The sequence below is a fragment of the Vulgatibacter incomptus genome, assembly GCF_001263175.1.
Taxonomy (GTDB): domain Bacteria; phylum Myxococcota; class Myxococcia; order Myxococcales; family Vulgatibacteraceae; genus Vulgatibacter; species Vulgatibacter incomptus.
In genome coordinates this window covers 3388615-3410951 of sequence record NZ_CP012332.1, presented here as the reverse complement: position 1 = coordinate 3410951, position 22337 = coordinate 3388615, and the positions used below count along the sequence as shown (strand labels likewise).

18 protein-coding genes and 1 tRNA gene are annotated in these 22337 nt (G+C 71.4%); 10 read left to right on the top strand and 9 right to left on the bottom strand.

Annotated elements, in window-relative coordinates:
- Positions 1-125 precede the first annotated feature (125 nt).
- The 7 genes from AKJ08_RS14160 (at position 126) to AKJ08_RS14130 (ending at position 7372) form a co-directional block, all read left to right on the top strand.
- Positions 126-2366, top strand: a complete 2241-nt coding sequence (locus AKJ08_RS14160; RefSeq protein WP_050726662.1) for an aldehyde dehydrogenase family protein — start codon at positions 126-128, stop codon at positions 2364-2366.
- 26 nt (positions 2367-2392) lie between these two features.
- Positions 2393-3739 (top strand): M20/M25/M40 family metallo-hydrolase, encoded by a 1347-nt coding sequence (locus AKJ08_RS14155; protein ID WP_050726661.1) that lies wholly within the window; start codon positions 2393-2395, stop codon positions 3737-3739.
- Between the two features lie 89 nt (positions 3740-3828).
- The gene (locus tag AKJ08_RS14150) at positions 3829-4251 is read left to right on the top strand and encodes an HIT family protein (protein ID WP_050726660.1); all 423 of its coding nucleotides are present in this window, start codon (positions 3829-3831) and stop codon (positions 4249-4251) included.
- Between the two features lie 158 nt (positions 4252-4409).
- A complete protein-coding gene (gene mutM / locus AKJ08_RS14145; RefSeq protein WP_050726659.1) occupies positions 4410-5228 on the top strand; it encodes a bifunctional DNA-formamidopyrimidine glycosylase/DNA-(apurinic or apyrimidinic site) lyase in 819 nt (272 codons plus the stop codon).
- Between the two features lie 144 nt (positions 5229-5372).
- Positions 5373-5882: a hypothetical protein gene (locus AKJ08_RS14140; RefSeq protein WP_050726658.1), complete on the top strand. Its 510-nt coding sequence runs from the start codon at positions 5373-5375 to the stop codon at positions 5880-5882.
- Between the two features lie 6 nt (positions 5883-5888).
- Complete coding sequence (locus AKJ08_RS14135; RefSeq protein ID WP_050726657.1) at positions 5889-6734, top strand: phage holin family protein; 846 nt, start codon at positions 5889-5891, stop codon at positions 6732-6734.
- 89 nt (positions 6735-6823) lie between these two features.
- Entirely contained in the window at positions 6824-7372 is a 549-nt protein-coding gene (locus tag AKJ08_RS14130) for a hypothetical protein (RefSeq protein WP_157370698.1), read from the top strand.
- 66 nt (positions 7373-7438) lie between these two features.
- On the opposite strand, the gene mpl is transcribed toward AKJ08_RS14130, so the two are convergent.
- The 9 genes from mpl to AKJ08_RS14085 all read right to left on the bottom strand — a co-directional run bounded on the left by mpl (position 7439) and on the right by AKJ08_RS14085 (position 20532).
- Positions 7439-8920, bottom strand: a complete 1482-nt coding sequence (gene mpl / locus AKJ08_RS14125) for a UDP-N-acetylmuramate:L-alanyl-gamma-D-glutamyl-meso-diaminopimelate ligase (RefSeq protein ID WP_082343189.1) — start codon at positions 8918-8920, stop codon at positions 7439-7441.
- Positions 8921-9007: 87 nt separating this feature from the next.
- Positions 9008-10090: a serine hydrolase domain-containing protein gene (locus AKJ08_RS14120; RefSeq protein WP_050726655.1), complete on the bottom strand. Its 1083-nt coding sequence runs from the start codon at positions 10088-10090 to the stop codon at positions 9008-9010.
- Positions 10087-10971, bottom strand: coding sequence for a S66 peptidase family protein (locus tag AKJ08_RS14115; RefSeq protein WP_050726654.1), 885 nt, complete (start codon positions 10969-10971; stop codon positions 10087-10089). Before AKJ08_RS14115 ends, AKJ08_RS14120 begins: the two co-directional genes overlap by 4 nt.
- A 63-nt stretch (positions 10972-11034) precedes the next feature.
- Positions 11035-12393, bottom strand: coding sequence for a sensor histidine kinase (locus tag AKJ08_RS14110; protein ID WP_050726653.1), 1359 nt, complete (start codon positions 12391-12393; stop codon positions 11035-11037).
- Positions 12390-13067 (bottom strand): response regulator transcription factor, encoded by a 678-nt coding sequence (locus tag AKJ08_RS14105; RefSeq protein ID WP_050726652.1) that lies wholly within the window; start codon positions 13065-13067, stop codon positions 12390-12392. The genes AKJ08_RS14110 and AKJ08_RS14105 overlap by 4 nt, the downstream gene beginning before the upstream one ends.
- Before the next feature lie 15 nt (positions 13068-13082).
- A complete protein-coding gene (locus tag AKJ08_RS14100; protein WP_050726651.1) occupies positions 13083-16193 on the bottom strand; it encodes an efflux RND transporter permease subunit in 3111 nt (1036 codons plus the stop codon).
- Positions 16186-17259 (bottom strand): efflux RND transporter periplasmic adaptor subunit, encoded by a 1074-nt coding sequence (locus AKJ08_RS14095; protein ID WP_169788839.1) that lies wholly within the window; start codon positions 17257-17259, stop codon positions 16186-16188. The genes AKJ08_RS14100 and AKJ08_RS14095 overlap by 8 nt, the downstream gene beginning before the upstream one ends.
- A 56-nt stretch (positions 17260-17315) precedes the next feature.
- A complete protein-coding gene (locus AKJ08_RS14090; RefSeq protein ID WP_050726649.1) occupies positions 17316-18575 on the bottom strand; it encodes a TolC family protein in 1260 nt (419 codons plus the stop codon).
- 154 nt (positions 18576-18729) lie between these two features.
- Complete coding sequence (locus tag AKJ08_RS14085; RefSeq protein ID WP_050726648.1) at positions 18730-20532, bottom strand: phosphoenolpyruvate carboxykinase (GTP); 1803 nt, start codon at positions 20530-20532, stop codon at positions 18730-18732.
- 239 nt (positions 20533-20771) lie between these two features.
- Here AKJ08_RS14085 and AKJ08_RS14080 point away from each other — a divergent pair, with 239 nt between their 5' ends.
- The 3 genes from AKJ08_RS14080 to AKJ08_RS14070 all read left to right on the top strand — a co-directional run bounded on the left by AKJ08_RS14080 (position 20772) and on the right by AKJ08_RS14070 (position 22324).
- Positions 20772-21302 carry a GNAT family N-acetyltransferase gene (locus AKJ08_RS14080; RefSeq protein ID WP_050726647.1) on the top strand — a complete coding sequence of 177 codons (531 nt, stop codon included), beginning with the start codon at positions 20772-20774 and terminating at the stop codon, positions 21300-21302.
- A 99-nt stretch (positions 21303-21401) separates the two neighbouring features.
- A complete protein-coding gene (locus AKJ08_RS14075; RefSeq protein WP_050726646.1) occupies positions 21402-22085 on the top strand; it encodes a dienelactone hydrolase family protein in 684 nt (227 codons plus the stop codon).
- A 162-nt stretch (positions 22086-22247) separates the two neighbouring features.
- A tRNA-Pro gene (locus AKJ08_RS14070) sits at positions 22248-22324 on the top strand.
- Positions 22325-22337 lie beyond the last annotated feature (13 nt).

Here is a 22337-nt window from a genome sequence, read left to right as displayed (position 1 = left end):
TCGTCGTCCGATGGACGCACGGAATCCGCGCGGCATGTCGCGCTATTCCAGGGCGTTTACACTGGCTGACGGTGCTCGGATCAAGCTTCGGGGGCTCGGCTCCCCCGAGGCGGCCGGCCGCCACCTTGCCCACCGCCCCAGGAGCTGCGCCGACCGTCCCGCTCGACCCACCCACCGCATATGGCCTCGCCGCGCTCTTCGTCCTCCTCGGGACGAAGCTGGTGCGCGCGGGGCGGGGCCGTGCGGCCTTTCGCGTGGCGATGCTCTTCGTCGTCGTCTTCGCGATCTCCGTGCAGTACTTCCTCTTCAGCTGGCCGGCGTGGATGTACGCCTACCTCCTGCCCGAGTCGCAGCTCTCACTGGTCTGGGTTTCGCCGGTCTTCTTCGTTTCGGTAGTCGCTGCTGGAGCTGCCGGCGCCGCCGTCTCCCTCCACCTCGTCCGCACGGGGAAGATGGGCTGGGCGATCGCCAACGTCGTCCTCGGCCTGGGCGCCTGGATCCTGATCTGGCTCGTCACCTGGGACCAGTACTTCCACGTAGGGACCTACGAGACCTATCACGCGGGCCTCGCACCTCCGGTGAAGGATGTGGCGCCGTTCCAGACCGCGCTGAACGTCGTAGGCCCGATCCAGGCGATCGTGGGCCTCGGTTGCCTGGCGTGGATCCTCGTGAAGGGAAAGCGCGCCAAGCTCGCCTCCTGCGTGCAGCCGGATCCCTCCAAGGTCGAGTGGCGGAGCGTGGGCTCGGAGCCCGGGGCCGCGTCGACCCCGGTGATCGAGGGCGGCTTCATCCGCGGGGTGCGGCCGATCGACGGCGCGCCCCTCGAGCCCCTCGCGATCACTCCAGCGGGCGAGCTCGCGGGGATCGTCTCCCGGGCGAGAGATGCCCAGCACGAGTGGGCGCTGCGGCCCGTGAAGGAGCGGGCGGCGCTGCTCCGCAAGGCGGGCAAGCGTCTCCTCGAGAGGGCCGAGGAGGCCGCCGCGATCCTCGAGGAGGAGAACGGCAGGCCCCGCGCGGAGAGCTACCTCTCCGAGATCGTCCCGTGTGCCGATCTGTTTGACTACTGGTGTTCGAAGGGACCGCTGCTCCTCCAGGCGGATGGCGTGCCGGTGAACCCGGTGCTCTTCCCCGGAAAGAGCGGCGTGGTCGAGCACCTGCCCCGCGGCGTGGTGGCGGCGATCAGCCCGTGGAACTTCCCGCTGATGCTCCCGCTCCGCACGGTGGTGCCCGCGCTCCTCGCGGGGAACGCGGTGATCCTCAAGCCGTCGGAGCACGCAGCCCGCAGCGGCGCGTTCCTGGCGAGGATCTTCGACGGGATCCTGCCCCCCGGCCTCTTCGCCCTGGTCCAGGGCGGCGGCGAGCAGGGGAGCGCCCTCGTGGGCGCTGGCGTGGACCACCTGGTGTTCATCGGCTCGCCTCGCACGGGTCGCGCGGTGGCGCGGGCCTGCGCCGAGAAGCTCACCTCCGTGACCCTGGAGCTCGGGGGTAAGGACGCGGCGATCGTCCTCGCGGACGCGGACCTCGAGAGGACCGCCAACGGCGTGGTCTGGGGCGCGTTCGCGAACGCGGGACAGAACTGTGCGGCGATCGAGCGCTGCTATGTCGTGGAGTCGGTGGCCGATCGCTTCGAGGTGCTCCTTCGCGAGAAGGTCGCGGCGCTCCGCGTGGGGCCGGGCCCCGAGGGAAGCGTGGAGATCGGCCCCCTCACCACGCCCGCCCAGAAGGCGATCGTCGACGCGCAGCTCGACGAGGCCCGCCGTCGGAGCGTCTCCGTCGCGGGAGGCGAGAGCGGCGAGAAGGGACTCCACCTGGCTCCGACTCTAGTGCTCGGGCCTCCCGACGACCTCGCGCTCGTGGCGCAGGAGACCTTCGGTCCCGTGCTCCCCGTGGTCCGGGTGAGGGACGAGGAGGACGCGGTAAAGCGAGCGAACGCCTCTGCCTACGGTCTCACCGTGAGCGTCTGGTCCAAGGACACGGATCGCGCCGAGCGCCTCGGCAGGCGGATCCACGCCGGGGTGATCACCGTGAACAACCACGCCTTCACGGGCGGCCTCGCGCAGGCGCCCTGGGGAGGCGTGCGGGGCAGCGGCTTCGGCGTGACCAACAGCCCGCACATGCTCGACGAGCTCACCCGGCCCAGGTTCGTCCTGGTCGACCGCAGCCGCGCCAAGCGGGAGCTGTGGTGGTACCCGTACGACGCCTCGGTGCTCCGCCTCGCGCGCGGCCTCACGCAGCTGAGGTCGGGTGCCGGCGGCCGCCTCGCGGCGCTGGGCGAGGTCGTCGCGGGCTTCCTCGCCCGCGGCAAGGTCGTGAGGTCCGGAGCGTCTGCCCCGCAGTCGGAAGGGAAGCGCGGCGCGCCGCAGTAGGACCGCAGGCGCGGGAGGGGGAAGCGGTGCACGAGACGACCTACGGGGACCTCGCCGAAGAGTGGGTGGACGAGGCGCTGCGCCTCCTCGTCACGCTCCTTCGGATCGACACCACGAACCCGCCGGGGAACGAGCGTCCCGCCGCCGAAGCGTGCGCCGAGCTGCTGCGGAAGGATGGGCTCGAGCCCGTGCTCCTCGAGGGCGCGAGGGATCGCACCAACCTCGTCTGCCGCTGGAAGGGCTCGGGCGAGGCCCCGCCGCTCCTGCTCACCGCCCACCTCGACGTGGTCCCCGCCGGTGAAGGCTGGACGCACCCGCCCTTCGCCGGCGAGATCCGCGACGGCTTCGTGTGGGGCCGCGGCGCCATCGACATGAAGCACCACGCGGCCATGTGCGTGACCCTGCTCCGCTCCCTCGCTCGCACCGGCGCGAAGCTGAAGCGGGACGTGATCCTCGCGCTGGTGGCGGACGAGGAGGCGGGCTGCGACCTGGGCTCGGCCTGGCTCGTGGATCACCACCCGGAGCTTGTGAGATCAGAGTATGCGCTGGGTGAGATCGGCGGTTTCACCCTCCACCTGGAGGGCCGCCGCTTCTACCCGATCCAGGTGGCGCAAAAGGGCGTGCTCTGGATCAAGGCGACCGCCAGGGGCGAGGGCGGCCACGGCTCGATGCCTCGCGAGAAGAGCGCGGTCGGGAAGCTCTCCGCCGCCATCGCCCGCCTCGAGAGGCGGCCGCTCCGGATCCATGCCACCGACGCGACCCGCGGCTTCCTGGAGACCGCGGCGCAGGCCGTCGGCCCGCCCAAGGGGCTCGCGCTCCGGGCGCTGCTCAATCCCCGCCTCGCTCCATGGATCCTCCGCGCGTTGCCCGACAGGGCGCTGGCGAGATCCCTGCGGGCGGTGCTCTCGAACACGGTGGCGCCGACCATGCTCCGTGCAGGGGACAAGCTGAACGTGATCCCCGACAGGGCGGAGGCGGGCCTCGATGGGCGCACGCTCCCGGGTGCTGCGGGAGCCAGGCTCCTGGACGAGCTTCGTGCGGTGGTGGGCGAGGACGTGGAGCTCGAGGTCGTCCGCGTCCTCGACGCGCTGGAGGTCTCGCCTCGGACGCCGCTATTCGAAGCCCTCGCCGCGGCGATCCGGCGTGCGGATCCCGCGGGAATCCCCGTGCCCTACATGGTCCCCGGCTTCACCGACGCCCTCGCGTTCTCCCGCCTCGGGACCAAGTGGTACGGCTTCGCTCCCGTGGGCCTCCCGCCGGGGCTCCCTTTTGCGGAGCTCTTCCACGACAAAAACGAGCGGATCCCGGTGGACGGATTCGGCTTCGGCATGCGCCTCCTGCACGACGCGGTGACCCGCTTCTGCACGGCGTGATTTGGCTTCCGGCATCGGCGCCGCCGCTCTACCATCGCTCGAAAATTCGCCCGGCCGTCCGCCGGGCGTCTACCGACGAGGTCCACGAGATGGCGTCCCTCTTCACCCGCATCATCCGCGGCGAGCTCCCTGGCCGGTTCGTCTGGAAGGACGATCGCTGCGTGGCCTTCCTCACCATCGCGCCGCTCGCTCCAGGCCACACGCTGGTGGTGCCCCGCGACGAGATCGATCACTGGATCGACCTGCCGCAGGACCTGGCCACGCACCTCACCGAGGTGGCCCAGGCGGTCGGGAAGGGGATCCAGCAGGCCTTCCAGCCGGTGAAGGTCGGGATGATGATCGCCGGCCTGGAGGTGCCCCACGTGCACCTGCACCTGGTGCCGATCCGCACCCTCCAGGACATGAACTTCGCCAACCAGGACCGGAACCCGAACCCCGCCGATCTCGACGCCGCCGCCGAGCGCTTGCGGTCGACGCTGCGAAGCCTCGGCTACAAGCAGGTCTCGGACTGACAGTTCGTGAGGAACTCACGAACTCTCGCGGAGCCGAAGGCGGAGCAAACGAAAAGGAGCGCTCTCGCGCGAAGCGCGAGCTGAAGAACCCGGGCCCGCGTGGCGGGACCGAGTTCTTCACACGCTCCGGCCCGGATTGTCGGGACTGCGAGGGGACGATGCCCGAGCTGCCGGAAGTCGAGTTCGCCGCCCGGTGTCTTCGCCGCTGGATGGAGGGCCGCACCATCGAGCGCGCCTCCGCGCCGGACACCCGGATCTTCCGGGGCTCGAGCCGTGACGCCTTCGAGAAGGAGCTGAGCGGGCGCACGCTCCAGGGGATCGATCGGAGGGGCAAGTACCTGCTCCTCTCCTTCGACGACGACGTGGGCATGCTCAGCCACCTGGGCATGACCGGTAAGTGGCTGCGGCGCTCCCCCGACGATCCGCCTCCGGACCACGCGCGGGCGACGCTCTCGCTCGAGGGAGACGACCTCGTCGTCTACGACGACCAACGCCTCTTTGGACGGATCGCCATCCATCGGGCGAGCGAGCTCCTGAAGCTCCCGGTGATCCGCAAGCTCGGCCCCGATCCGCTCCTGGACGGCCTCGATCCGGAGCGGCTCCACGAGAAGCTGCAGAGGACCGCACGCACGGTGAAGGTCGCGATCATGGATCAGGCCGTGATCGCCGGGCTCGGCAACGTGCAGGCGACCGAGGCGCTCTTCCGCGCCCAGATCCACCCGGCGCGCGTGGCGAAGACGCTCTCGCTCGCGGAGGTGAAAGACCTCGTCCGCGCGATCGACGAAGCGATCGAGCACACGCTCGAATGGACGGGTGGCGACGAGATCAAATACGTCGAGGAGCCGGGGAGCGAGAACCCCTTCCTGGTCTACCAGCGGGCGGGAGAGGCCTGCCCCCGCTGTGGCAACGAGCTCCAGCAGATCGTGCTGGGAGGGCGCTCGAGCGTCTTCTGCCCGCACTGTCAGCCTCTCGAGTAGAGGCGCGCACACTCGTCTCACGTCGGTTGCCTGCCCGCAGGGCGACCGTCTCCGCCCACGTTCATTCACTACCCGCATGGTGCTGCCTACGTTGGGGTGAAGGACGCCCCGCGGCGGAGCGCCGGCCCGAGGAGGAGGTGCGAGGTGGACGAGAAGAGCAACGAGGGATCCCGCCCCAGGGGTCCGCTGGAGAGGCTCGAGGAATACGAGCGATCCGACATGCGGACCGAGTCCTTCTCGGAAGGAGAGCGCGTCTCTGCCTCCTATGAATCCGAAGCGGAGGAAACGGAGGAAGCCAGGGAGACGAAGGGGACCGAGGAGGGAGAGCAGGCGGAGGAGGCGCACCGGCCCGTTCGCAAGCGAATCGCGACGGTGGCGGAGGCGAGGAAGGGGGAGTTCGTCACCGGCCTCGAGGAGTTCGCTTCCTCCCTCGACGACTTCTCCGATGTGCTCGGGAAACGGGGCCACGAGTCCCAGCAGCGGATCGCCTCGGGCGCAGCGGAGGGGATCCGGAACGCCGCCGGGATCCTGCGCAAGCGCTCCGCGTCCGAGGTCATCGAAGACTTGAGCGAGAGCGTGAAGGCGCATCCAGGCGTGATCCTCGGCGGTGCGTTTGCGCTGGGGTTCCTCGGAGTGAGACTCCTGCGGAGCTGACGAGCCATGGAACACGAGGGATACACCGAGAGTGAGAAGCGGGAGCTCGAGGAGAAGGCGGCCAGGCGCGACCTCGAGGGCGCCCGCGACGAGCGCTTCTACAAGAGCGCCGCCGATCGCCACACGATCGAGGAGGCGGAGCGGGCGGGCGTAACCCTCGAGGAGGGAAACCTCCGGGAGGTGACGACCGCGGCCCTCGACGAGCTGCATGAGGAGAGGCGCCGCGCGGCGGCAGCCCGCAGGAAGCACGGCGAGGCCGAGAGCGAGGTGCTGGAGCGCGGCGGCGAAGCTCCCAGGGCGGCGCCGCGGGTGGAGGCCGGAAGGGTCGTGCACCCACGGCGCATTCGTGCCCGGACCCGCGTTCCGGGGGCGCCTCCTGGAGGCGAGCCGGGACGGAGGGAGCCGCCGCCCGGGGGAGAGCGCGCCCCGGCCGGCAAGCGCTACGACGCGATGTCGACCCCGGAGCTCGTGAGGCTCTTCCTCGAGGACTCGAAGCGGCTCGCTCGGGAGGAGCTGCGGCTCGCCAAGGCCGAGATCCGGGACGAGGTGAGGTCCACCGCTTCCGGAGGCGCGACGGTCGGCATGGGTTCCGCCTTGGCCTTCGCGGGCGTGCTCGCCCTGGTCGCCGGAGGCATCGTGGCCCTGGCTCTGGTGATCCCGCTGTGGCTCTCCGCCATCCTGATCGGGATCGTCGTCCTCTGTCTCGGCGCAATCGCGGCACTTGGCGGCGTGGTGAAGCTCAAGCAGGTCCGGCCGGTTCCCAAGGACGCGGCGCGGGTCATCGAGGAGGAGCGCAGATGGGCGAGCGAGAGGATGCACTCGATGCGATCGCACGCGCGCAGCGAAACCTGAACGACATAGCGGACGAGATCTCGAGGAGAGCGACCCCCGGCTACGTCTCCGGAGAGGCGAGGCGAATGGCGATGGATGCTGCGGATCGAATGAGGCTTCGCGCTTCGGAGAGCCCGACGGCCCTCGGGCTGATGGGCGCTGCGGCGGGCGGGTTGATCGGCGCGATGGCCGCCCGGCTGATGGGCGCCCGGAAGGAGGAGGAGGGTCTCACCGAGCACGAGGCGCAGCTCGGGGGCGCACCGGCGTCGGAGCGCATCGCCGCGGCGCGGGAGCGCGCATCCCAGCGATTGACCAGGGCGAAGGAGCGAGCGGCCCAGCGGCGCGGCCAGGTGAGGGAGCGGATGACCCGGGCGCGGGCTCAGATGCCTTCCGGCGAGGAGCTCTCGGCCCGCTTCCAGGAGCGGGCGGAGGAGCAGCTCGCGGGCCTCCTCTTGGGCGCGGTCGCCCTTGGCGCGGCGGCAGCGTTCCTGCTCCCCGTCTCCGAGCGAGAGAGGCAAGCAATGGCGCCAGCCAGGGCGCGCGCGATGGAGCAGCTCGACAAACTCGGGGATCAGCTCGAGGGCAAGGTGGCCGAGGCGACGAAGGTCGGCGCCGAGCAGGCGCCGGCCGCCGAAGGCGAAGGTCGGACGATCCACTGAACCGGGAGGAGTCGCGAGCGGGCTGGGCGCGGTCGTGGAGGCCTCTGTTCGAGCCTCGAGAGCGGATCAGCTGGCGCGCGACGAAAGCGCGTCTACCAGCCGGCCCGGGAGGCCGCCGAAGGCACCGTTCGACATGAGGAGGATCACGTCGCCGGGGCGAGCCTCTTCGAGCAGGCAAGCGAGGATCTCGTCGGGGGTGGAGAAGGCTCGTGCGGGCGTGCCTGCGGCGGTGATGTCGGCGCAGAGCTTCTGGACGTCGAGGCGATCGTCCTCGGGCACCTTGTCGTGCTTGAGCGGCGCCTGGAGGATCGCGAGCGAGGCCTCACCGAAGCTCGCGGCGTACGCTGCGTGGTGCAGCGAGCGGCGGCTGGTGTTGGAGCGGGGCTCGAAGACGGCCACGAGCCGCCGCCCGGGGTTCTTGGCGGCCACGGCCGCGAGGGTCTCGCGCACCGCCGTCGGATGGTGGGCGAAGTCGTCGATCACGCGGATGCCGTTGGGCTCGCCGCGGAGCTCCTGCCGACGACGGACGCCGAGGAAGTCTGCGAGGCCGGCGGCGAGGGCCTCCGCCGTGACGCCGCGATCCATGCAGGCGGCGATGGCGCCCAGCGCGTTCTCCACGTTGTGCCTGCCGCCCAGCGGGAGGAGCGCCTCGGAGAGCTTCTCCCCGTGGCGGCGCACGGTGAAGCGGGTGCCCTCCGGTCCGCTGCGGAGCTCGTCGGCGATCCAGTCGGCCTCGACGCCGGGCATGGCGGAGTAGGTCTCCACGCGGCCCTTGCAGCGTGCGCGCGCGATCCGCTCCGGCGCGCCGGTCGAGGCGCAGGCGAGGACGAGGCCGTCCTCGGGTACCAGCTCCATCAGCCGCTCGAAGGAGGACTCGTAGTGCGCGTCGTCGCGGTAGATGTCGGCGTGATCGAATTCACATGAAGTGAAGATCACCGTCCGCGGCCGGTAGTGCCAGAACTTCGGCCCCTTGTCGAAGTAGGCGGTGTCGTACTCGTCGCCCTCCACCACGAAGTCGGCGCCCGTGCCCAGGTGGAAGTTCCCGCCAAAGTTTCCGGCGACGCCGCCGACCAGCACCGAAGGATCCCGGCCCGCCGCGGCGAGGAGGTGCGCGGCCATCGACGTGGTGGTCGTCTTGCCGTGGGTGCCGGCGACGACGATCGAGTGGCGATCCTCGAGGAAGAGCTGGCCGAGGGCCTGTGGGAAGGAGACGTGGGGCAGGCCGCGCTCGCGCATCGCCTCCGCCTCGACGTTGACGCGGCGGATCACGTTGCCCACCACGACGAGATCGGGGCGCGCGCGGTCGAGGTTCTCGGGGGCGTAGGGCTGGAAGGCGTCGATGCCCCACTTCGGCAGCATCTCGCTCATGGGCGGGTAGAGCGCTTCGTCGGAGCCGGTGACCTCGTAGCCCGCCGCCTTCAGGAGCGCGGCGAACGCGCCCATGCCGGTGCCGCCGACGCCGAGGAGGTGGATCCGCCGGACGCCTGCAGGGATCCGCTCCAGAGGTCCGGCCTCGCCGATCGCGGCGCTCGTCACGGCTTCACCCATCGCCCTCGCTCCTTGCTGCGCGTCTGCCGCGCTGGGGCTTCCATACCACCGACAAGGCCTCGGCCGCAGCGGGCAGGCCGCCGTTCTTCAGCCGTCCAGCGCTTCGACGACGGCGTCGTGGAAGGCCGGGCGGAGGCGCTGGATTCCGGCCACGTTGGCGCGGGAGGGGAAGACGCGGTTGGTGAGGAGCGCCACCGAGAGCTGGCGATCGAAGTCGAGCCAGATCGAGCAGCCGGTAAAGCCGAGGTGGCCGGCGGCGCCCAGGGGGCCGCCGTGGCCGAGCTTCGAGCCGGCGCTCGGTCGCTCGCCGCTCGGGAGATCGAAGCCGAGGGCCCGCGGCGGTCCTTCGTGGGGATCGGGTCGGAGCAGCACCTCGAGCACCTCCGCGCGTCCAAGGCGGCCGGCGCCGCGGCGCTCCTCGAGGATGGCGGCGCCCCAGCGCGCAACGTCGCGGGCGGTGGAGAAGAGGCCCGCGTGGCCCGCGACTCCGCCCATTGCGCAGGCATTGTCGTCGTCGACCACGCCCGGTCCTTCCGGGACGCCGCTACAATCCGGGAGGAGCGCTTCCTGACCTGGCGCCGGCGGCCGAGGCCGGAGGAGCCCCGTCGGCGCGATGGCCCGGTGACGCAGCGGGCGGAAGGCGGTGTCGTCGAGGGCGAGCGCCGTGAAGATCTCCCGCTGGCAGAGCGCGTCGAAGGGGATGCCCGACGCACGGGCCAGGAGCTCGCCCAGGAGGATGAAGCCGAGATCGCTGTAGACGCAGCGCTCGCCGGGCCGAGTCTCGAGGGGCGCTGCCCCGGCGGCGGACAGGACCTCCTGCCGGTTCCCGGCCTTGGCGAAGAGCGGCAGCCAGGCGGGCAGGCCACTGGTGTGCGCGAGCAGGTGCCGGACGAGGATCCCGTCCTTCCCGCCGCCCGCGAGCTCCGGGAGAAACGAGGCAGCGCGATCGTCGAGAGAGACTGTCCCTCGCGATAGGAGGACGTACGCAGCGGTCGTGGTCGCCATCACCTTGGTGAGGCTGGCGATGTCGAAGAGTGTTTCGCTGTCCGTGTCCGCTCCGTGAGCAGAGGCGTGGAGCTCCTCCTCACGCGCAATCACACACGCCTGGGCAGCCGGGCAGGTGCCGTCCGCGATCGCTCGGTCGAGGAGCCGGGCGAGCGCGTCGATCACAAGAGGCCTTCCTCGAAACGCAGCGATCCATCGCGGATTTCGGCCATGGCGCCAAGGGGGACGGCGAGGTTCACGTCCCCATGTCCGATGGGCAGGCCCGAGATCACCGGCTTGCCCGAGGAGGCCGCGAGCTCCTCGAGCACCTGAGCGGCGGTGAAGCCCGCGCCCGGCTCGTCGCAGGAGGTGAGGTCGCCGATCGCCACCCCTGCGAGCTCGTCGAGAACGCCGGTGAGGGAGAGGTGCGTCCACATCCGGTCGAGGCGGTACGGCCTCTCGCCCACGTCCTCGAGGAGGAGGATGCAGCCGGCGAGAGACGGGAAATAGGGCGTCCCCACCAGCCGCGAGACGAGGCTCAGGCATCCGCCGACGAGCCGGCCTCTTGCCGTTCCCGGCACCACCGTGCGCCCCGCGATCGGCGGAGGCGCCCCGTCGGAGCCGAGGAGCGCGAAGAGCCGATCCACCGCCTCCTGCGGCTGCTCGCCGAGCTGCGTGATCACCGGGCCGTGGACGCTGCGCGCGCCGCGGTCCTGCAGCGTCAGGTGGATCGCGGTCGCGTCCGAGAAGCCCACGAAGGCCTTGCCGCTCCGCGCGGCGGCGGCCCAGTCGATCGAGGGGAGGAGCCTCATGGCGCCGTAACCGCCCCGGGCCGCGAAGATGGCCCGCACCTCCGGATCGGCGAAGGCTTCCGAGAGCGCCGCCGACCGCTCCCGATCCTCCGCGGCGAGGTAGCGCCAAGGCCTCGGCGGGAGGAGCTCTTTCACGCGAAAGCCGCGCTCCCGGAGGACCGCGAGGCCCTTCGCGTACCGCTCTTCGGGATAGGGGCCGCTGGGAGCGACGATGGCGAGCAGATCGCCGGGTCTGACGGGTTTGGTCGGAAGCATCGCGGTCGACAGTCTTACGGTCCGGTGCCGCGCCTCGCAAGGCGCGCAGTGGTCCGCCGGTATTCAGCCGAGCAGCGGAAGGGAGAAGACGAAGCGCGCGCCCCGCCCGGAAGGCGGCTCCTCGAAGCGGGCGGACCCGCCATGGCGGCTCGCGATCTCGCGGACGAGCGGCAGCCCCAGGCCGGTCCCTTTCACCTGCAGGATCACACGATGGAAGGGCTCGAAGACCGCCTCGCGATCGGCCGCGGCGATCCCCGGGCCCTCGTCCTCCACCACGATCGCCGCCCGGTGTCCGGAGACCTCCATCTTCGTGCGAATCGTCCCGCCCGTCCGCGTGAGCTTGATCGCGTTGTGGAGCACGTTGTCGATCGCCTGGCGGAGCGTGGCGGGGTCTCCCTTGGCGGGGACGGAGCCCCCTTCGAGCACCAGGCGGATGCCGCGGGCCTGCGCCAGCGCCTCGTAGGCGGCGTGGCTGGACGCGGCGAGCTCGCGCAGGTCGACGGTCTCGAGGGCGAGGGGCGCGCTCCGCATCGCCGCGAGGTCGAGGAGTCGGGAGGAGAGGGCCGTGAGCCGGTCGACCTCGTCGCGTGTCTCGGTGAGCGCTTCGCGGAGCTCCTCCGGCGAGCGCTGGCGGCGCAGGGCGAGGTCGAGAGACGTTCGCATCGCCGCCAGCGGCGTGCGGAGCTCGTGGGCCGCGTCGGCGATGAAGCGCTCGCGGGCGTCGCGGTTGCCCTTGAGCTCGAGGGTTGCATGGGCGACGCCGTCGCGCAGGTCGGAGATCTCGTCGCCGGCCCGGTCGTCGGGAGGGAGCCGCTCGAGGTCGCCGCGGGCCACGGCGGCGACGTGGCGGGCGAGTCCGGCGATCCGGATCGCGACGCTGCGCGCGCCGATGGCCTGGAAGACGCCCAGGCAGAGCGAGAACGCCCCGGTGAGGAGCGCGGCGGCGAGGTGGAAGCGCCGCATGGTCGCGTCGATCCCGCCGTAGCTGGACTCGAGACGCAGGGTGTAGGGGCGCTGCTCCTTCGGGTGATGGAGCGTCACCAGGAGCTCGCGCGCGTTGCGAGCCTCGTCGGTGAGGAGCACGGGCTCCTCGATCCGCGGCGAGGGCGCCACCTTCGGTGGAACCTCGGCGTCTTTCGGGAACACCAGCAGGAGCGCGCCGTCGGGCCCGTATACGCTCGCAACCGGCGCGAAGGGGCGCACCTGCTCGAGGAGCGGCGAGATCTCCATGTGGAGGTGGACCGCCGCGTCCGGCGCGTCGAAGAGGCTGATCGCCTCGGTGGTCGCCTGGGCGAGGAGCGCCTCGTCCTGGGACTCCTTCATCGACTGCCGGAAGATCTCGCCGGCCAGGAGGAAGGCGGCGGCGCAGCCGAGGGCGGGCACGAGGGCGCCAAAGGTCCAGAGCCGGGTGACGAGCTTCATTCGCCCTCCACCGTGAGGCGGTAGCCGATCCCGCGGACGGCGTCGATCCGCACGTCTTCCGCTCCGGCGTCGCGCAGCTTGCCGCGGACGTATCCGATGTAGACGTCCACGAGGTTCGGCGAGCCCTCGAAGTCGAGGCCCCAGACCTTGCTGAGCAGGTGCGTCCGGGTGAGGACCTCGCCCTTGCGCGACGCCAGCTCGTCGAGGAGCGCGAACTCGCGGGCCGTGAGGGGCTCGCTCTTCTCTCCCACCACCACGGCGCGCTTGCCGCGGTCCACGCGAGCCGTTCCCAGCGCGAGGGTGCCGACGTCGCCGGCGCCGCGGCGATGGAGCGCCTCGAGGCGCGCCAGGAGCTCCTCGAACGCGAAGGGCTTGACCAGGTGGTCGTCGGCGCCTGCACGCAGGGTGATGACCTTCTCGCCCACGGTGCCGCGAGCTGTGAGCATGAGCACCGGGGTGCGCATCCCGCGCTCCCGCCAGAGTCGGAGGAGCTGGACTCCGTCGCGCCCCGGGAGCGACCAGTCGAGGACGATCACGTCGTAGGGGCTGGCGAGGGCCTGCTCGGCGGCCTGATCCCCGTCCGCGCAGACGTCGACGGCGTGCCCTTCCTCCGTGAGACCTCGCGCGACGAGGCGCGCCAGCTTCTCTTCGTCCTCCACCACGAGGATCCGCATCGCACCGTCCTCCGATCAGCCTGCGAACGCCTGGCCCCGTCGGCCTCGTCCCGCCAGACGAGGATAGAGGACCGGGAGCACGAAGAGGGTGAGGAGCGTGGAGGTGAAGAGGCCGCCCACCACCACCGTCGCGAGCGGGCGCTGTACCTCGGCGCCGATGCCCGTGGCGAGCATCATCGGGACGAAGCCGAGGGCCGCAACGAGGGCCGTCATCAGCACGGGCCTCGCGCGGGAGAGAGCGGCCTCCGTCGCCGCCTCGACCGGAGACATGCCCTCGTCCTCGTCGTGCAGGAGGCGGTGCATCAGGACCACGCCGTTGAGCACGGCGATCCCCGAGAGCGCGATGAAGCCGATCACCGCGGAGATCGACAGCGGCATGTCCCGGATCCAGAGAGAGCCGACGCCCCCGACCGTCGCGAAGGGGATCTGGACGAGGAGGATCGCCGCGGGGCGAACGCGGTGGAAGGCGGCCACGAGGAGGAGGAAGATCGTCGCCAGCACGAGCGGGATCACGAGCATCAGCCGCTCGTTGGCCGCCCGCAGGTTCTCGACCTGCCCGCCCCAAGCCCAGCGGATGCCGCTCGCCCCGCCGAGGATCGGCTCCGCCACCCGCTTCGCGTCGTCCGCGACGGCGCCGAGGGAGGCGCCGCGGACGTTGAGGCCGATCACCACGCGCCGCTGGGCGTCGTCGTGGCTGATCAAGCTGGGAGTGCTCAGCGTTCTCACCTCAGCGACGCGGGAGAGGGGGACGAGCCTTCCGCCCGGGCCCACCACCGGGAGCTCGCCGAGGCCGAAGGCGGTGGTGCCCGAGCCGAGCCGGAGCACGATCGGCACCTCCACGGCGCCCACCCACGTGGTCCCCACCGGGATGCCGACGCGGATCGCCCGAACCGCGTCCAGGATCTCGGACGCCGTCAGCCCGGCCCGGGCCGCGGCGAGGGGGTTCGGCTCCACCTCGAGGAGCGGCACGTCGGGCGGCGTCATCACCCGCACGTCCGCCGCGCCCGGCACCGTCGCGATCGCGTCCCGCACCTTCTCGGCCAGCGCGCGCAGCTCGCCGAGCTCGGTGCCGAAGAGGCTCAGGGAGACGTCCGTGACCTCGCCGCCGACCAGCTCGTTGAAGCGCATCTGGATCGGCTGGGTGAAGGCGAAGTCGCCGCCCGGATCGTCGCGCTGGATCGCCTCCTCGAGCTCCTCGATGAGGCGATCGCGGGTGAGGCCCTTTCGCCACTCCTTCTTCGGAGCGAGGTGGACGAAGACGTCGGCCTGATCGAGGCCCATCGTGTCGGTCGCGACCGCCGGGCTGCCGATCCGGGACGCCACCTGCAGCACCTCCGGCGCCGCGGCGCGGAGCACCCGCTCGAGCCGTCCGGCGTCGCGCACCGCCGACTCGATCGAGGTGTCGGGGGCGCGGGTGGTCTGGATCACCAGGTCGCCCTCGTCGAGCTGCGGGACGAACTCCGTCCCGAGGGCCGAGAAGGCGAGGGCGCCGGCGACCAGCATCGCGCCGCCCGCCGCCGCCACGGCGAAGGGCCGCCGCGTGGCGCGGGGGAGGGCGCGGGCGTAGAGCGCGTCGACGGCGCGCACCAGCAGCGGGTCCCGGCTCGGCACGTCCTTGGGCCGGAGCAGCCAGCTCGAGAGCGCGGGGATCACGGTGAGGGCGTAGATCAGAGAACCGGCGAGCGCGAAGACCATGGTCAGGGCCATGGGCCGGAACATCTTCCCGTCGACACCAGTGAGCGAGATCACGGGCAGGTAGACGAGGAGGATCACCATGACCGAGAAGAACACGGGCCGCGCCACGCTGCGCGCGACCCCAGCCACGTGCCGCCTGCGCGCCTCGGCGTCGTGATTCAGGCTCGCGAGCGCGGGATTCCGACGCGGATCGAGGGCGTGGAAGATCGCCTCCACCATCACCACCGCGCCGTCCACCACGAGGCCGAAGTCGATCGCGCCCAGGCTCATCAGGTTGCCGGGGATCCCGAGCATCACCATGCCCGCCGCGGCGAAGAGCATGGAGAACGGGATGGCGCTCGCGACCAACAGCCCCGCGCGCAGGCTCCCCAGCATCGCGAAGAGCACGACGATCACGAGGAGGCCGCCTTCGAGGAGGTTCTTGCCGACGGTCTTGAGCGTGGCGCCCACGAGGTGGCTGCGGTCGTAGACGAGCTTGATCCGGACGTCGTCCGGCGCCGCTCGCCGCAGATCGGGGAGCACGGAGTGGATCCGGCCCATCACGTCGAGGGCGTTCTCGTCCCGGAGCATGAGCGCCATCGCGTAGACGAGCTCACCCTGGCCGTCGGCGGTCGCCGCGCCCAGGCGGGGCAGGCCGCCCCAGCTCACGTTCGCGACGTCGGAGACGCGGACGACCTCGCCGGACGGATCCGCTCGAACCACCGCAGCGCCGAGGGCGGATGGATCCGCCGGCCTCGCCACGCCTCGGAGCAGCGCCTGGCCACCGCCCGCCGGCACGCTCGCCCCGGCGGCGCTCCCGGAGGCGTTGGCGAGCCCCTCCTTCAGCTCGGAGAGCGAGAGGCCGCGGGCCGCGAGCCGCGCCGGATCCGCTTCGACGGAGAGGGTGCGGACCTCTCCACCCCAGGTGTTCACCTCGACTACCCCAGGAACGGCGCGGAGCAGCGGGGCTAGCCGGAGCTCCGCGAGCTCGAGGAGCTCGGCCGGCGTGCGGGAGGGCGAGGAGATCGTGAACTGGAAGATCTCGCCGAGGCCGCCCGAGAGCGGGCCGAGCTCGGGGTGCTCCACGCCCTCGGGCACGCTCACGCCGGCGAGGCGCTCGGCGGCGAGCTGGCGAGCGCGGTAGGGATCGACCTTGTCGGAGAAGATCGCGGTCACCGCCGAGAGTCCGGGGTGGGAGATGCTCCGCTGCGACACGAGCCCTGGAACGCCGCCGAGCGCGACCTCGACCGGTCGCGTGACGAGGCGTTCGATCTCCTCGGGCGTGAGCCCGGGCGCTCGGGTGAGGACGAGCACCTGGTTCGAGGTGATGTCCGGGAGCGCGTCGAAGGAGAGGCGCGAGGCCACTCCGGCGAGGATCATGATCAGGCCGGCCGCGAGGCCGAGCACGAGCCCGCGCCGGGCGACCGAGCCGCCGACGATCCGCTCAATCATGGGCGTCCTCCGCCGTCGCCGCGGCGAAATGGACCGCGTCCGCCGCGACGGAGTCGCCGGACTTCAGTTCGCCAGAGACCAGCGCGTCGATTCCCGAGGACGAGAGGACCCGGACGATGACGCGCTCTGCGCCCTCGCCGCTCTGCCGGAAGACGAACGCCTCGCCTCCCTCGAAGAGCAGGCTCAGCGAGGGGATCGCCACCGCGCCGAGCTCTGGCGGCGTCGAGATCCGCAGCACGCCGGCGGTGCCGGAGGGGAGGGGCCGATCGGGCTCGAGGAAGAGCTCGCGCGTTCCGTCCCGGGGATCGATCCGCGGCGAGGTGGAGATCGGGGTGAGGGGAACGGGCTCGCCGGAGCCCGCGACGAAGGAGAGCGCCGCGCCGTCCGGGATCGGTCCGGACATGCGCGCGACCACGCGCCCGCCCGCCTCTCCCGCGACGCGGACGAGGGGGACGCCGCCCGCCTCGCGGACGGAGCCGAGGGGGGCGTCGATGGCCACGACCACGCCGGCGACGGGGCTACGGAGCGGGACCGTTCCGGAGCCGGAGAGGAGGCGGCCTGCCTCGTTCTCCCCGATCCCGGCGCCGGCGAGGATCGCGCGGGCGACCAGCCGCTCTGCCTTGGCCTCGCCCAGCGCGGCCTCCACCTCGGCCAGATCGGCGAGGCGGACGAGCCCGTGCTCCTTCAGCGCTTCGAGGCGGGCCTTGCGCTGGCCGTGCACGTCGATCCGCACGCGCGCGGCGGCGAGGCGGCCTGCCGCGCCGACGACCTCGGGCATCACCACGTCGAGCAGGGGCGCGCCCTTCGCTACCTTGTCTCCGATACGGACACGCACCGTGTCGATGCGGGCCGCGAACGGGACCGCGAGCGCGGCCTCCGACTCCGCAGCGCCGACGACCGTCGCCGGCGCCTCGAGGAGGGAGAGACCCTCTGGCGAGCGGGCCTGCACCCACGGGCTCCTGGCGCTCGAGATCGCCGGACGCTCGAGGACCTCCGTCGGGTCGGCCTTCGACGCGCATCCTGCAAATGCGACGATCGACACGGCCGCGAGGATTCGAGGGTTCATCGACTTCTTCCTTTTCCGGGTATCCGCAGGCCGCGCGGACGCGATCTCGTGGGGCGTCATCGCGCTGCCTCCTTCGCCGGGATCGCCTCGAGCAGCAGCGCGAGGCGGGCGCGCGCTGCCGCCGCGTCCGCACGGGCGAGCTGGGCCCGCGCCGCCGCCTGTGCGAGGTTCCGCCGCGCGCGGAGGAGATCGATCGCGGTGGCCTCTCCGGCGGAGAGCTCGAGCTCCACGAGGCGAGCCGCGTCGCGTGCGGCCGGGAGGAGGACCTCCTCGATCACCTCGAGCGCCTCGGCGGTGTGCTCCACCTCGTGGACGAACATCACCGCCATCGCCCGCCCGTCCGCGAGCGCGGAGGCCTTGCCGCCTTCCGACTCCGCTGCGGCTGCTGCGAGCGTCCCGCGATCCCGTTGCCCCCGGTCGAAGATCGGGATCGAGAGGGAGACGATCCCGAACCACGCGCGATCCCCCGGCGCCTCCTGGCTGAACTTCGCCCCCAGGCCCAGCCAGGGCGCCGCCTCCGCCTCGCGTTCGCGCACCCTCGCCCGGGCCGCGACCGCCTGGACCGAGCTCAGCGCTACGGCGGGAAGCTCGTCGATGGAGGCGAGCCGCCTCTCGAGCTCCTCGGGGCCGGGGAGCGTCGGCCCGGGCAGCTCTCCCGCCGCGACCAGCGGAGTGGGGCGGGCGAGCTGGAGCTTCCGGGCGAGCTCCAGGCCGCGATCGTGCGCGTCGCCCTCGAGGGAGACCCGGGCGAGGCGGGCCTCGCCGAGGTAGGTGCGCGCCTCGGCTACTTCACTCGCAGTGAATACGCCTGCTTCCGCTCCCTTCTGGAGCCGCGCCAGCAGGTCCTCCGCGAGCTCCACCTCCTCGGTCGCCCGCTCGAGGGCCTGCGCCGTCCCCCACAGCGAGCAGAACGAGGTCGCCGCGTCCAGGCGAATGCCGAGGGTCGCCGCCGCCGCGTGGTTCGTCAGGGCGCGCTCCTCGGCGCGGGCCGCGTCCCGGCGAGCGGAGCCCAGCGACGAGAGGGGGATCGGCTGGACCAACGTGGCCTCTCCCGCGAGGCCGTTCTGGACGTCGGAGTTGGCCCTGATGCCGGGCGTGACCACCAGCTCCGGATTTCCGAGTCCGGAGATCGAGCCGTCGATCGCCCGCTTCTCTCGCGCCGCCTCCCGAGCCGCCGCCACGCTCGGCGCCTCGCCGGCGAGGGCGATCGCCTCGTCGAAGGTGATCCGCCGGGGCTCCGAGGGCTCGAGGGGGGCGGCTGCCGCGGTCGCGAGCCAGAGGAGGAGCAGCCAGGGTCTCGTGGCGCAGCGCTTCATGACGCCGGAGACTAGGCGCCAGCGCTTGCCCGTTCATCAGACGACGATGAGAGGATTCTCATCATGAGCGCCGGCCCCGGGAAACGACGACGGCCCGCCGCTGCCTGGAAGAGGGCAGGGCGGGCCGCAAGATTAACGACGCGGAGTGGCTCTCTCAGCCCACCTTCATCGCGTCGAGGCGGTCCATCAGGATCTCGCGCTGGAGCACGAGCTGCTTCGGCATCGTCGCCGCGTGCTTCTGGAAGAGCTCGCTCTGGAGCTCGAACTCCGTCCGCCACTCCTCGTCGACGATCTCGGTCGCCTTCGCGAACTGCTCGGGCGTGATGTCCGCGCCCTGGAGCTCGATGTCGCCCTTCTTCGGGATGAAGCCGAACGCGGTCTCCTTCGCGTCGACCTTGCCGTGGGCGCGGTCGAGCATCCACTTGAGGACGCGCATGTTGTCCCCGAAGCCCGGCCAGAGGAACTTGCCGTTCTCGTCCTGGCGGAACCAGTTCACCTGGAAGATCTTCGGCGGGTTCGTGATCACGTGCTGCATCCCGAGCCAGTGGGCGAAGTAGTTGCCCATGTCGTAGCCGCAGAACGGCAGCATCGCCATCGGGTCACGGCGGACCACGCCGACCTTGCCCGTGGCGGCGGCGGTCGTCTCCGAGCCCATCGTCGCGCCCAGGTACACGCCGTGCGTCCAGTTGAACGACTGGAGCACCAGGGGCACCGTGTTCGCGCGGCGGCCGCCGAAGATGATCGCCGAGATGGGAACACCAGCGGGATCCTCCGCCTCGGGCGAGAGCACCGGGTTGTTCGACATCGGCGCGGTGAAGCGGGCGTTCGGATGCGCCGCCTTCTCGCCGGACCCCGGCGTCCAGGCGTTGCCCTTCCAGTCGGTGAGGTGCGGGGGCGGCTCCTTGGTCATCCCCTCCCACCACACGTCGCCGTCCGGCGTGAGCGCCACGTTCGTGAAGATCGTGTCCTTCGACACCGACGCCATCGCGTTCGGGTTGCTCTTCTCGTTGGTGCCCGGCGCCACGCCGAAGTAGCCCGCCTCGGGGTTGATCGCCCACAGCCGGCCGTCCGGTCCAACGCGCATCCACGAGATGTCGTCGCCGATGGTGGTGATCTTCCAGCCCTTGAACTGGGCCGGCGGGATCATCATCGCGAAGTTCGTCTTGCCGCAGGCGCTCGGGAACGCGGCCGCGACGTAGCTCTTCTCACCCTCGGGGCTCTCCACGCCGAGGATCAGCATGTGCTCCGCTAGCCAGCCCTCGTTCTTGCCGAGGTACGAGCCGATCCGGAGCGCGAGGCACTTCTTGCCGAGCAGCACGTTGCCGCCGTAGCCCGAGCCCACCGACCAGATCGTGTTGTCCTGGGGGAAGTGGCAGATGAAGCGCCGATCCGGGTTCACGTCGAGGGTCGAGTGGACGCCGCGGTTGAAGTCGTTCGAGTCGCCGAGCTGCTGGAGGGCGACCGTGCCCATGCGGGTCATGATCCGCATGTTGAGGACCACGTAGACGCTGTCCGTGATCTCGACGCCGACCTTCGAGAACGGCGAGCCCGCCGGACCCATGATGTACGGGATCACGTACATCGTCCGGCCCTTCATCGAGCCGTCGAAGAGCTTGCCGAGCTTGTCGTAGGCGGCCTGGGGCGCCATCCAGTGGTTGTTCGGGCCGGCCTCCGCCTCCGTGTCCGTGCAGATGAACGTGAGGTGCTCCACCCGCGCGACGTCGTTGGGGTTCGAGCGGTGGAGGTAGCAGCCCGGGCGCTTCTCCTGGTTGAGGGGGATGAGGATCCCGGCGTCGACCGCCTGCTTCGTGAGGCGATCCTTCTCCTCGACGGAGCCGTCGCACCACACCACGCGGTCCGGCTTGGTCATGGCGGCGATCTCGCCGACCCAGGAGAGGAGGTGCGAGTTGCGCGTGGGCGCGTCGCCGACCAAAGCGGTTCCCGTCTTCGTGCTCATCTCTCTTCCCTTCGAGAAGTGCGTTCGTTCGTCGATGCTCGTAGGGCGGCCGGGCTGTGGCCCTGCCGCATCACACCCGTCCGGCCGGTCCGGGTGGCATCGTCTGCCCGCTCCTCTAGGCCGACAAGGGACTTTTCGCAAGCGTGGTCCAATCCGTCTAATACTCGGGACAAGCGGAACCGCTCGTCGCCGGCGCCTGGCAGTTCCCATTTCGACGCCTTGGGGCTACTGGATCCCCCATGGATGCGTCTCGCCCCGTCACCCTCCACACCGCTCGGCTGCGGCTGGTCCCCTGCTCCCCGGCCGTGGCCCGGGCCGCCGATTCGGGCGGCGCCGCCGCCGTGGAGGCGCTCCTCCGCGTCCACGTCGATCCGTCCTGGCCCTCTCCTGACCTGCGGGAGGTCCTCCTCGGCCACGCGGAGGCCATCGAGGCGGACCCGGCGCTCTGGTGCTGGGGGCTGTGGCTCGTCCTCGACGGCCGCGCCAGGAACCTGGTCGGCGACGTCGGCTTCAAGGGGCCTCCGGACTCCACCGGAACGGTGGAGGTGGGCTACGGGATCGTCCCGCCATTCCGGAGAAGGGGGCTCGCCGTCGAGGCGGTGCGCGCGCTCATCGAGTGGTCGGACATCCAGCCCGGGGTCGAGATGATCGCCGCCCGCTGCTTCGCCAGCAACGCCGGCTCCATTGGCGTGCTCGAGCACCTCGGCTTCCGGCGCTGCGGAGGGGACGAGGCGATCCTCGAGTGGGAGCTGCTTCGACCGTTCCCCTGAACGACGCGGAGCGTCGTGAAGCGCACAGGACTCCGGGGGGGCCGCGTTGATCGGGCGCTGCCGTGAGGCGAGGCTCGGGCCTTCCACACGGAGGACTTCATGGAGATCCGGTTCAAGCGGCCCGACGGAAAGGACGCCAGGGGCTACCTCGCCATGCCCAAGGCTGGAGAGTCCGCTCCAGGCGTCGTCGTCGTCCCCGAGCACTGGGGCGTCGACGAGCACATCAAGGAGGTGGCGGACCGGCTCGCCGGCGACGGCTATCGGGCGCTCGTCGCGGACGTGTTCCACGGCAAGGTGACCAAGGACGCCAAGGAGGCGGGACAGATGGCGGCCGCGTTGAACGGCCAGGACGCCGTCGATCAGGACATCCGGGCCGCGGTGGTCCACCTGGAGGAGCGCTCGCCGGGGAGCCGCGCCGCCGTCGTCGGCTTCTGCATCGGCGGCGGACTCGCCCTCGCTGCTGCCGTCCGGGTGCGGGAGCTCAACGCGGCCGTCGACTTCTATGGGATCCCACCCGCCGAGCTGGCCGATCCGCGGCAGATCCGCATCCCCTTCCTCGGCCACTTCGCCAGGAAGGACAGGTGGATCACGCCCGAGAAGGTCGGCGTCCTCGAGAAGCAGCTCGAGGTGGGGGGCGTGAACCACGAGACCCACCGCTACGACGCCGACCACGCCTTCTTCAACGACAAGCGTCAGGAAGCCTACGACGCCAAGGCCGCCCAGCTCGCCTGGGACCGCACCATCGCCTTCCTCCGGCGCACCATCGGCGGCGCTGGGGCCTGAGGGACGCCGCGGTTCCTTGCGAGGCAGCCAAAAGGCGCCGAAGGTCGTTGACAGCCGCGCCGCGGCCGGCTAGATCCGCGGCTCTCGTAGCATCCCGCTTGGGCCCCTCTGGGGGCTCTCGTGCTGCGAGCGCCGTGCGGCGGTCCGATGTAGGTCCGATGCCGGGGAGTGGCTCAGCTTGGTAGAGCACCTCGTTCGGGACGAGGGGGTCGCAGGTTCAAATCCTGTCTCCCCGACCAGAGAAGCCCGCAA

Bases quoted from the DNA above. Each gene is read 5' to 3' on its own strand.
- AKJ08_RS14150 (WP_050726660.1), top strand. From the start codon at position 3,829: ATGGCGTCCCTCTTCACCCGCATCATCCGCGGCGAGCTCCCTGGCCGG.
- mutM (WP_050726659.1), top strand. From the start codon at position 4,410: ATGCCCGAGCTGCCGGAAGTCGAGTTCGCCGCCCGGTGTCTTCGCCGC.
- AKJ08_RS14135 (WP_050726657.1), top strand. From the start codon at position 5,889: ATGGAACACGAGGGATACACCGAGAGTGAGAAGCGGGAGCTCGAGGAG.
- AKJ08_RS14130 (WP_157370698.1), top strand. From the start codon at position 6,824: ATGAGGCTTCGCGCTTCGGAGAGCCCGACGGCCCTCGGGCTGATGGGC.
- mpl (WP_082343189.1), bottom strand. From the start codon at position 8,920: ATGGGTGAAGCCGTGACGAGCGCCGCGATCGGCGAGGCCGGACCTCTG.
- AKJ08_RS14115 (WP_050726654.1), bottom strand. From the start codon at position 10,971: ATGCTTCCGACCAAACCCGTCAGACCCGGCGATCTGCTCGCCATCGTC.
- AKJ08_RS14110 (WP_050726653.1), bottom strand. From the start codon at position 12,393: ATGAAGCTCGTCACCCGGCTCTGGACCTTTGGCGCCCTCGTGCCCGCC.
- AKJ08_RS14105 (WP_050726652.1), bottom strand. From the start codon at position 13,067: ATGCGGATCCTCGTGGTGGAGGACGAAGAGAAGCTGGCGCGCCTCGTC.
- AKJ08_RS14100 (WP_050726651.1), bottom strand. From the start codon at position 16,193: ATGATTGAGCGGATCGTCGGCGGCTCGGTCGCCCGGCGCGGGCTCGTG.
- AKJ08_RS14095 (WP_169788839.1), bottom strand. From the start codon at position 17,259: ATGAACCCTCGAATCCTCGCGGCCGTGTCGATCGTCGCATTTGCAGGA.
- AKJ08_RS14090 (WP_050726649.1), bottom strand. From the start codon at position 18,575: ATGAAGCGCTGCGCCACGAGACCCTGGCTGCTCCTCCTCTGGCTCGCG.
- AKJ08_RS14085 (WP_050726648.1), bottom strand. From the start codon at position 20,532: ATGAGCACGAAGACGGGAACCGCTTTGGTCGGCGACGCGCCCACGCGC.
- AKJ08_RS14080 (WP_050726647.1), top strand. From the start codon at position 20,772: ATGGATGCGTCTCGCCCCGTCACCCTCCACACCGCTCGGCTGCGGCTG.
- AKJ08_RS14075 (WP_050726646.1), top strand. From the start codon at position 21,402: ATGGAGATCCGGTTCAAGCGGCCCGACGGAAAGGACGCCAGGGGCTAC.